The following is a 9,881-nucleotide window of genomic DNA, read 5'->3' on the forward strand; positions in this document are numbered from 1 at the left end:
GAGCCGCTTGCGGCCTACGGCGGCTCGAGCCCGGCGATGGACGACGTCGTCCTTGCCTGCAAGTCGCGCGGGCTGCTCCCCTTCGCGAACTTCAACCGCATCCACCTCGCACCGCCGCTGAATCTCTCGTTCGAGGACGCACGGGCCGGGCTCGCCATCCTCGACGATGCGCTGACGGTGGCGGACAAGTACGTGGAGGGCTGACCCCCCGCTGATTAAGCACCTATGGCTGCTATTCCGGCCCGGAAGCAGCCTTAGGTGCTTAATCAGCGGGGGTTATAGGGTTGAACCATGAACTACGGAAAACTCGGCTCCACCGGCCTCGATGTCTCGCCCCTGGCCCTCGGCTGCATGACGTACGGCGAACCGGACCGAGGCTCCCACCCCTGGACGCTTCCGGAGGCCGAAAGCCGGCCGCTCATCAAGCTCGCCGTCGACGCCGGCATCAACTTCTTCGACACGGCGAACGTGTACTCGGACGGCACCAGCGAGGAAATCGTCGGTCGGGCTCTCGCCGACTACACCCGGCGCGACGACGTCGTGATCGCCACCAAGGTGCACGGCCGCATGCACGACGGCCCCAACGGCGCCGGGCTGTCCCGCAAAGCGATCTTCGCCGAACTCGACAACAGCCTGCGGCGCCTCGGCACCGACTACGTGGACCTCTACCAGATCCACCGCTTCGACCCCGCGACGCCGCTTGAGGAAACCCTCGAGGCCCTGCACGACGCCGTCAAGGCCGGCAAGGTGCGCTACCTCGGGGCGTCGTCGATGTATGCGTGGCAGTTCTCGAAGGCGCTGTACCTCCAGCAGCTCCACGGCTTCTCGCGCTTCGTCACCATGCAGGACCACTACAACCTCATCAACCGCGAGGAAGAGCGCGAGATGTACGGACTGTGCGCCGACCAGGGCATCGGGGTGCTGCCCTGGAGCCCCCTGGCCCGCGGGAAATTGGCGCGCACGTGGGACGAGACGACGTCGCGCTCCGAAAGCGACGCCTTCGGCAAGACCCTGTACGGAACCAACGACGCCGACCGCCGGGTATCCGACGCCGTCGGCGAGGTGGCAGCCAACCGTGGAGTGTCCCGCGCACAGATTGCCCTCGCCTGGGTCTCGCGGAACCCGGTGGTGTCGGCGCCGATCGTGGGCGTCGGGAAGCCGGGCCACCTCGAGGATGCGCTCGCGTCGCTCGACATCGAACTGACAGCTGATGAGGTCGAGGCGCTCGAGGCACCTTACGTTCCCCACCCCCTGGTCGGTTTCTAGTGCGGGACGCGTGAGCGCGGACTGGGTCTTCCACTCGGGCCGGATCTTCGACGGGCACCGGGTCAGGCCCGGGGTGACGGCGGTGGCGATCACGGCCGGCCGGATCACCGCGGTGGGGACCGACGACGAGGTGCGCGCCGCCGTCGGCACTGCCTCTTCCAGCGTCGACCTCGCCGGACACCTCCTCACCCCGGGTTTCACCGACGCCCATAACCACGCGGCCATGGGCGGCGTGGAGCGGATGGCGTGCGACCTGAGCGCCGCCGCGAGCGCCGAAGAGACACTGGCACTGATCGCCGCCTATGCCCACGGCACTCCCACCCCCTCCGGCAGACGCCCGGACGATGGCCCGGGCTGGGTCACCGGCGGCGGCTGGTACAAGGGCCACTATCCCGGGGGCTTCCCGGAAGCGGACCTGCTCGACGCCGTCGTGCCGCACCGCCCGGTGTACCTCATCAACCGCGACCATCACAGTGCCTGGGTGAACACCCGCGCGCTGGAGTTCGCCGGGATCGGGGCCAGCACCGTGGACCCCGCGGACGGACGGATAGAACGCCACGCCGACGGCAGCCCGACCGGGGTGCTGCACGAGGGTGCCATGGACCTGGTGTCGAGGTTCCTGCCACCGGTGACCTCCGCGACCATGACGACCGGGATCCTCGAGGCGCAGCGCTACCTGCACTCGATGGGGGTGACGGGGTGGCAGGAGGCGATCCTCGGCGACTATGCCGGCTATCCCGATGCCAGCCCGGCCTATCGCGGGCTCAGCGCCGACGGCCGGCTCACTGCCCGGGCGACGGGCGCGCTGTGGGTCCCGCGGACCACGACGGCGGCGGGAGCCGGCGCCCTGGTCGAGGAGTTCCGCGAGCGGCGCCGGGTGAACGCCGACGCCGGATTCCGAACCTCCAGTGCGAAGATCATGGTAGACGGCGTACCCGAGAACCGGACGGCGGCACTGCTGGATCCCTATTGCGACCCCCGATCACCCGCGCATCCGGAGACCGGTCCGTCGTCCTGCGCGTGCAGCCGGAACGCCGGCCCTCCGAACTCCGATCGCGGCTTCCTCTACCTCGCCCCGGAGGTCCTCACAGCGCTCGCGGGAGAACTCACTGCGGCTGAATTCGACCTCCACCTCCACGTCATCGGTGACCGCGCCGTGCGCACCGCGCTTGACGCCGTCGAGCAGTCGCGCAGCGCGGCGCAGCGAACCCCCTCGGGCGGAGCGCGCGCCGGCTGGGAACCGCGGCATCAGATGGCTCACCTTCAGTTGGTGCACCCGGACGATATCGCCCGCTTCGGTGCGCTCAAGGTGACGGCGAACCTGCAGGCACTCTGGGCGTGCAACGACGACCAGATGCTGGGCCTGACTCTGCCCCTGATCGGCGGCGGGCGGGCCCGGTGGCAGTATCCCTTCGCTGCATTCGGGCACGCCGGCGCCCCTCTGGCGATGGGATCGGACTGGCCGGTGTCGACCCCCGACCCGTGGCAGGCCATCCACGTCGCAGTCAACCGGTCGCACCCGGCCCACCCCGACGCCGAGCCGCTCGTCCCCGACCAGGCGCTCACCCTCGAGGCCGCCCTTCGCGCCTACACCTCGGGCTCGGCGTATGTGAACCGGTTCGACGACGGCGGCGTGATCGCGCCGGGAGCCCTGGCCGACGTCGTCGTGCTCAGCACCGACCCCTTCGGACTGGATCCGGCGGACCTGCACACGGTGCGGGCGGATCTGACCATGGTGGGCGGCGGCATCGTGCACGAAACGGTGGATGCGTGAATCGAGTGCGCAGCAATAACGGGAAAAAGGCCACCGGTCATTGCTGCGCACTGGACGGCCCGTCGGACCGGGAAGACCGATGAGACGCCGTCGGCCTTCCGGCGTTGCCCTGGCGCTCCTGCTGGCCCCGCTGCTCGTCGCCTGCGAGAGCAGCCCGGTTCTGGGGATCCTCGAGCAGGAACAGGCGGAACGGGACATCGTCACCATCCAGCGGGATCTGGAGGGGATCGATCTGTCCTCCACCCGGTTCCTCGCGACGCGACGGCGTCGAATACTTCGTCGCGACACCGGCCGCTTCCGACGGGCGGACCGCATGTCTCCTTCTGGAGGAGGGCATCGGGGTGGCGCTTCAATGCAGCCCGATAACTGCCGGCGAACCCGGGGCTCTCATCCGCGACAGTCGCATGACAGCGGTGCTGCTGCCCGACGAGTACGACCGGGAGTCCCTCGACGCCGAGGGCTATCGACTGCTTCACCCGAACCTGGCGATCCGGGAATCGCCCGAAGTCTGACGCCGCCTGCGCAAGGTTCGGCAGCGGCGTCAGGCCTGGATCTGCGGTTCGACGACCATCACGCGATGGTTTCCCTCGCACTGGAAAACGCCGAGGGTTCCTTCGGGGACAGGCCCCTCAGCAGGCCACTGGCTTTCATCCAACTCCTGCAGCGGCTTTCCGCAGGACGGGCAGGATGCTTCCATGGTTTACCTCCTCATCGAGCTCACTTGTTCTTCCCATTAGACCCCGCCCGCTGGACGAGGAACAGGAATATCTCACGGCGTGCAGCCGCAGTAAAGATCCGGTTCACCCTGTCCAGACTGTTGAGCCGTGGCCCGGGTCTTCCTAAGCTAGGCACATGGAATCCGCCACCGCACCGCGCGCAGCAGAATCCGGGGAACGCACCCTCTTCAGCCTCACTGAACTGGCGGAGCTCGTTCCGTCGGTCGACTCTACCTCTACCTGCGGTACTCGAAGGGCTTCGACGCCGATCAGGATTCCACCAGCCTCGACGGCGAAAGCGGATTGACGCTGCCGGGCTTGTCCGTCAATCCCCTCACACCGGAGTCATGGTGGACCCGGCCGCTCAAGGACTGGCTTGCGCGGCAGATTTGCCAGTACGAGCACCTTGCCGAGGACGAGGACCGTTACGCCTGGGTACTCACCGGGGCCTGCGTCGGCAGGGGGCCTGACTGCGAGCCCCTGCTGGTGGACGTCCAGCCGCTCGGCCGCCTTGGTCCGGAGGTGCTGCAGGAAGCCAAGCAGGTCTACGAGGAACAATTCGATGCCGGCGAACGGCCGGGTGACTGAACCAGGACCGGACCCGGACCGAACCGCCCGTGTCGAAACACTTCCCGCTACACCAGCGACGGCTCCGGAAGCCGGTGGAATTCAGAGGCATGGAACACGAGTGGCGCCGAGTCCCTGTCCTCGAACTGCAGGCCGTGCACCCTGAGGAGCACCACCTGGTGATCTCCGGCGGGGTACTCCGCCTCGACCGAGCAGTCCAGCCACAGCACGGCGTCGGCGAGCAGGACGGCGCCGGCGGGAGTGTATTCGATGTCGAGTGCTGCGAATCGGTCGGCTGACTTCGACGCGATCTGCAGGCAGGCATCCTTCTGCCCCGAGGCGAGGACCGAAACACCGATACGGGGCTGCTTTCGCAACTCCGGCCAGGTACGCGAGGTGTTCTGGATTGCGAACATGACCAGTGGCGGATCGAGGGACACCCCGACGGTGAACGAGGAAGCAACAATGCCTTCCGGAACTCCGTCCACCCGGGCACACAGCGCTGCGATTCCGGAGGGAAACCGACCGAAAGCCTGCCGTAGAACCGCCGGTTCCAAATTGACGTCCAACGCCATGCCCACTTCCTTCGAAAAGGGCGTCTTCCCGCGTGCCGGAAACCAGAAGGCAGCGGGGAAACGCCGTACTTGCCGCTCGGGCGAAAACTGCCCAGCGGCCGAATCATCACCTGGAGCACCCCGCTACGACGAGAGGGTTGCTGTCCAGCCGGCCAGGGCCTCGGGCTGGAACTCTTGATTGCGCCTCCCACGCTAGGGGCCCGCCGCGCCTTCCGTCAACGCCCGCCACGACACACGACGTAAGAAAACCGATACCTGCCGTTTATGACCGTCTGTGACCCGACTTGACTGGACAGCGAAAAAATCCGGCATACAGTGGGGTCAGCTTCAAGAGATGCGGCCGCCAAGCTCCGACTGGGCCGCGCACCAACCCCATGCTTTCCGGGTGGTTCGGATGACGAAGCGGGCTGCACCCACCGCACCTGTTGCGGCGCCCGGGGCGGTCAAGAGCAATCCGGAAGGACTCCGCAGAATGCATCGCAGCTGTCCCCTTTTCCCCGCCTGACGGCAACCTGCCTGACGGCGACCCGCCTGAGGTAACGCCCGGCCCTGCCGGCTGCCGTTCCCGCCAACTCCCATGGCGCAGTCCCTGCCGTGATGACCCATGCCCGCTTCCTCGCATCGAAGGAACCCCATGCCCCTGCCTCGCCCTGCCCGTTTCCGAACCCACCGCACCCTGACCCGCGGCGCGACGCTTGCCGTCGTCGCCGGTCTGCTCACGTCCTGCGCCTCCCCTGCCGGGACCCGGACCGTTCCCGCTGACGCCACGCCCGTGGACGGCGGGGTCCTCAATGTCTCGATCTCCGCCGAGCCCGGCTGCCTCGACGGCCACGGCATCTCGGCCACGCAGCAGCAGTTCCTGGGCCGGCTGATCTACGACAACGTGGTCACGCTCGACGACGACGGCGAGATCGCCCCTTACCTCGCCGAGTCCTGGGACATCTCCGAGGACGGCAAGACGTACACGTTCCACCTCAAAAAGGACGTGACGTTCAGCGACGGGTCGCCGTGGAATGCGACGGTGTTCCAGCAGAACCTCGAGCACATGCGGGATCCGGCCACGAAGTCCCCGCTGGCCGCCGCCTACATTGCGCCCTACGTCGATGGAACGGTGATCGACGACCACACCTTCGAAGCGCACCTCGAGTACGCCTACACCCCCTTCCTCTACACGCTCGCCCAGTCCTGGCTCGGCATGAACTCGGGCAAGGCCATCACCGAATCGCCGGAAACGCTGTGCCAGAACCCGGTGGGATCCGGGCCCTACGTCCTCGAGGACTACCAGCCGGGACAGAGCATCAGCTACGCCAAGCGGGAGGGATACGCCTGGGCTCCCGAGTGGCTGGGCGGAACCGGCGAAGCCCACCTCGACGGCGTCGAAGTCACCGTGGTCGCCGAGCCGGTGATCCGTTACCAGTCCCTGGTCTCCGGGCAGTACGGGCTGACGGAGAACCTCGCGCCGCAGAACGCGGCCGCGGTGCAGGCCGACCCGGCGTTCACTTACGAGAACCTGCCGCGTACCGGCAGCCCCTACGTGCTCGGTTTCAACCTGAACCGGGAGCCCTTCAGCGACCCGGCCGTCCGCGAAGCCTTCGCCGCCGCCGTGGACACGGAGGCGGTCACGGAAAGCCTTGGCTTCGGCACCTACACCCCCATCGACTCGTACCTGTCGAAGGAGAGCAAGTACTACGACCCCTCGGCGGAAGGCACGCTGGCTCACGATCCCGAGCGCGCGAACCAACTGCTCGACGACGCTGGCTGGGACTCCCGCGACGCCGAGGGCTTCCGCACCCGGGACGGCGAGCGGCTGACCGTCGAGGTCCCCACCGTGGAGGCCTCGGCTCCCAGTCCCCTCCTCGTCCAGCTGCAGGGTGAGGTCCGGAAGGTAGGCATCGAGCTGGAGATCATTCAACTTCCCCAGGCCCAGCTCACGGAACTGAGGTACGCCGGGGATTACGACGCCCTGGCCGGCGTGTGGCACACCAACACCACTGACGTCCTGTTCATCCGTTACCACTCCTCCGAGATCACCGGCGAGCGTATCGGCCAGAATTCTTCCTACGTCAACGACCCGGAACTGGATGAGATCCTGCTGCGGGCCCGCGGCGCGGCCGATGGCCCGGACGCAGCGGAGGCCTACTCGCAGGCGCAGCACCGGCTCACCGACCTGGTGCCGGGGCTGCCCCTCTACGAGAACCCGAGCCAGTTCGCCTACTCGAACTCGGTGCAGGGCGTCGCAACAGACACGTCCCACCCCGTTCCCGTCCTCACCTACGCGTGGCTCGCGCAGTGACAGGGATATCGGTCCCGGGAAGCATTGGAAAGGCCGTCCGGCCCGATGCGGTGGCCCGCCGCATCGCACTCCGCCTCGTCGTGGGAGTCGGCGTGCTGTGGGGAGCCGCGACCCTCACCTTCCTGGCGGTCTACCTCATCCCGGGAGACACGGCGCTCCTGATCCTCGGCGGTCCCGATGCCCGCCCCACCCCGGAGGCCATCGACCGCGTACGGCAGGACTATCTGCTGAACGAGCCCCTGGCCATCCAGTACCTGCACTACCTGGGCGGACTGCTGCAGGGCGACCTCGGCCAGTCCTACCGGCTGCGCATCCCCGTCACCGAGGCCATCGGCCAGCAGATCGGTTCGACGGCGCAGCTCGCCGGCGCCGCCGCGCTTCTCGCGCTCCCGCTCACGTTCGCCGTCGCCCTTGCCTCCGCGCAGCGGCGGCCGTGGATCCGCTCGCTGGTATCCGGAGTGGAGGTGGTGTGCGCCGCGACCCCCACGTTCGTGATCGGTTTCGTCCTGCTCATGGTGTTCTCGTTCAGCCTGCACTGGTTCCCGATCGGCGGCAACCAGGGACCGGCGTCGTTGGTGCTGCCTGCGCTGACGCTCGCACTCGCAGTGTTCGGTCCGCTCTCGCAGGTGCTCCGCAACGAGCTCGACGACGTGCTGGAGCAGGCCTTCGTCCTCACCGCCAGGGCGCGGGGAATGCGTGACGCCCAGGTCCGCGTGCGCCACGCGCTCCGGCACGCCGTCATCCCCGTCCTGACTATGTCCGGGTTCCTCATCGCCGCCCTCCTCGGCGGTTCGGTGATCGTGGAGACCCTCTTCAGCAGGCAGGGCGTCGGAAGTCTTGCGCTCGCCTCCGTGTACGAGAAGGACCTGCCCGTGATCATCGGCGTCGTTCTGCTCTCCGCAGCCGTGTACGTGGTGGTCAACCTCGCAGTCGACCTCCTGTACACGCTCATCGATCCAAGGGTGGTAACCGCATGAGTATCGACCTCCGACCGGGTACGGCACCGGCAGTCCAGGCCGCGCAGGAGGTCCCGGCCGCGGTACCGCGGGGCCGCGCACGGCCCGGCCGACGGCGGCGCTTCCGGCCCGGCCTCATCCTCGCCGTCGGATTCCTCGCCTGGCTCGCCCTCGCCGTCGCGGCCCCGAACGTCCTGGCGTCCACCGACCCCTATTCCGTGAACCCTGCCGAGAGCTTCCGCCCGCCGAGCGCCGCGCACTGGTTCGGCACCGACGAGTCCGGGGCGGACGTCTATTCGAGGATCGTGCACGGAGCCCGGACCTCCCTGTACATCGGAGTCGGCGCCACGGCGATCGGGCTCGTCGGCGGGACGCTCCTCGGCCTCTTCGCGGGCCTGAGCAAACGCTTCGTCGAGGCTTCGGTGATGCGCTTCCTCGACGTCACCCTCGCCGTACCGGAGATCATCCTGGCGCTGGTGGTCATCGGCATCATCGGCGGGGGTACCGAGAACGCCATCCTGGCGATCGGCGCGGGCAGCATCGCCTATTACGCCCGCATCACCCGAACCCAGGCCCACCTGGTGCGGCGGGCGGCATACGTGGAGGCGGCGGGCGTGCTGGGTTTCCCTCGCTGGAATGTCCTGCTGCACCACGTGCTGCCCAATGTCGTGAAACCGGTGCTCGTCCTGGCCACGATCGGGGTGGGGTCCGCCATCGGCGCGGGTGCCTCGCTCAGTTTCCTGGGCCTCGGCACTCCCCCACCCGCACCCGAATGGGGAGCCATGCTCTCCGTGGGGCGGAACTTCATCTCCAACGCACCCTGGCTCATCACGCTGCCGGCCGCGTTCCTCGTGGGAACCGTCCTCGCGATCACCGTCGTCGGCCGTGAGCTGCGCCGCCGTTCCGAAGGAAGGACAAGCTCATGACTGGAACTCCCATCGTCGAAGTGAGGAACCTCAGCGTTTCCTTCGGTCCGCGACGCGCCCCGCGCACCGTGCTCCGGGACGTATCCCTCGCCGTCCATGCCGGCGAATGCCTCGCCCTGGTCGGCGAGTCGGGCTCAGGGAAATCAGTGACGGCACGCACACTGGTGGGGTTGACCGGGCCGCAGGCGCGCCTCCGGGCCGACGCCGTCTCCTTCCGGGGTGAGGACAACCGCGGCTGGGGCGAACGCGAGTGGAAGTCGGTGCGCGGCAGGCACATCGGCTTCGTCCTCCAGGACGCCCTCTCCTCACTCGACTCACTGCGACGCATCGGTGACGAAGTGGGCGAAGCGCTGAAACTCCACACCGACCTCGGAAAGGCTGCCCGGCAGGCACGCGTCCTCGAGCTGCTCGCAGAAGTGGGTGTGCCCGAGCCCGGGCTGAGGGCCCTGCAGTATTCGCATCAGTTGTCCGGCGGCCTCCGGCAGCGGGCGCTGATCGCCTCGGCGATCGCCGCGGGCCCGGGATTCCTCATCGCGGACGAACCGACGACGGCACTCGACGCCACGGTGGCTGCGCAGGTGATGCGCCTGCTGAATCGGCTGAAGACCGGTTCCATGGGCATGCTCGTGGTCAGCCACGACCTGTCGGTGGTGGCCGGCCTCGCGGACCGGATCGCCGTGATGCGCAACGGCGAGATCGTTGAACAGGGGTCCACCCAGCAGGTGCTGCAGGATCCGCAGCACCCCTACACCCTCGAACTCCTGGCGTCGATCCCCTCAGCCGCGTCACGCGGCTCGCGGCTCGGCGG

The 9,881-nt window shown here is 68.1% G+C and carries 9 protein-coding genes, 1 pseudogene and 2 riboswitches; of the genes and pseudogenes, 8 read left to right on the forward strand and 2 right to left on the reverse strand.

Annotation, left to right across the window (positions count from 1 at the left end):
* The 3 genes and pseudogenes from Y705_RS22415 to Y705_RS0113210 all read left to right on the forward strand — a co-directional run.
* A pseudogene (locus Y705_RS22415) lies at positions 1 to 204 on the forward strand (aspartate aminotransferase family protein); the annotation flags it as partial.
* A gap of 87 nt (positions 205 to 291) precedes the next feature.
* Positions 292 to 1,266, forward strand: coding sequence for an aldo/keto reductase (locus Y705_RS0113205; RefSeq protein WP_026533196.1), 975 nt, complete (start codon positions 292 to 294; stop codon positions 1,264 to 1,266).
* 10 nt (positions 1,267 to 1,276) lie between these two features.
* Complete coding sequence (locus tag Y705_RS0113210) at positions 1,277 to 3,040, forward strand: amidohydrolase (RefSeq protein ID WP_026533197.1); 1,764 nt, start codon at positions 1,277 to 1,279, stop codon at positions 3,038 to 3,040.
* Positions 3,041 to 3,077: 37 nt separating this feature from the next.
* On the opposite strand, the gene Y705_RS22755 is transcribed toward Y705_RS0113210, so the two are convergent.
* The gene (locus Y705_RS22755) at positions 3,078 to 3,377 is read right to left on the reverse strand and encodes a hypothetical protein (RefSeq protein WP_026533198.1); all 300 of its coding nucleotides are present in this window, start codon (positions 3,375 to 3,377) and stop codon (positions 3,078 to 3,080) included.
* A gap of 619 nt (positions 3,378 to 3,996) precedes the next feature.
* Here Y705_RS22755 and Y705_RS22760 point away from each other — a divergent pair.
* On the forward strand, positions 3,997 to 4,344 hold the full coding sequence (locus Y705_RS22760; protein ID WP_253908627.1) for a DUF6098 family protein: 348 nt from the start codon (positions 3,997 to 3,999) through the stop codon (positions 4,342 to 4,344).
* Between the two features lie 47 nt (positions 4,345 to 4,391).
* Here Y705_RS22760 and Y705_RS0113235 read toward each other — a convergent pair whose 3' ends face one another.
* Positions 4,392 to 4,898: a flavin reductase family protein gene (locus Y705_RS0113235; RefSeq protein ID WP_026533199.1), complete on the reverse strand. Its 507-nt coding sequence runs from the start codon at positions 4,896 to 4,898 to the stop codon at positions 4,392 to 4,394.
* A gap of 60 nt (positions 4,899 to 4,958) precedes the next feature.
* A riboswitch (SAM riboswitch) is annotated at positions 4,959 to 5,078 on the reverse strand.
* Positions 5,079 to 5,223: 145 nt separating this feature from the next.
* Positions 5,224 to 5,354, forward strand: a riboswitch (SAM riboswitch).
* A gap of 178 nt (positions 5,355 to 5,532) precedes the next feature.
* Between Y705_RS0113235 and Y705_RS0113240 the strand changes: the two genes are divergently transcribed.
* The 4 genes from Y705_RS0113240 to Y705_RS19960 all read left to right on the forward strand — a co-directional run.
* The gene (locus Y705_RS0113240; protein ID WP_162149084.1) at positions 5,533 to 7,191 is read left to right on the forward strand and encodes an ABC transporter substrate-binding protein; all 1,659 of its coding nucleotides are present in this window, start codon (positions 5,533 to 5,535) and stop codon (positions 7,189 to 7,191) included.
* On the forward strand, positions 7,188 to 8,168 hold the full coding sequence (locus tag Y705_RS0113245) for an ABC transporter permease (RefSeq protein WP_216698800.1): 981 nt from the start codon (positions 7,188 to 7,190) through the stop codon (positions 8,166 to 8,168). Before Y705_RS0113240 ends, Y705_RS0113245 begins: the two co-directional genes overlap by 4 nt.
* Positions 8,165 to 9,073: an ABC transporter permease gene (locus Y705_RS0113250; RefSeq protein WP_026533202.1), complete on the forward strand. Its 909-nt coding sequence runs from the start codon at positions 8,165 to 8,167 to the stop codon at positions 9,071 to 9,073. The genes Y705_RS0113245 and Y705_RS0113250 overlap by 4 nt, the downstream gene beginning before the upstream one ends.
* Positions 9,070 to 9,881 (forward strand): ABC transporter ATP-binding protein (locus Y705_RS19960; protein WP_155850079.1); only part of this gene is annotated, 812 nt, incomplete at its 3' end. The genes Y705_RS0113250 and Y705_RS19960, both read left to right, overlap by 4 nt.

Origin of the sequence: Arthrobacter sp. H41, from assembly GCF_000520535.1 — a bacterium.
In the GTDB taxonomy this organism is placed as follows: Bacteria; Actinomycetota; Actinomycetes; order Actinomycetales; family Micrococcaceae; genus Arthrobacter_D.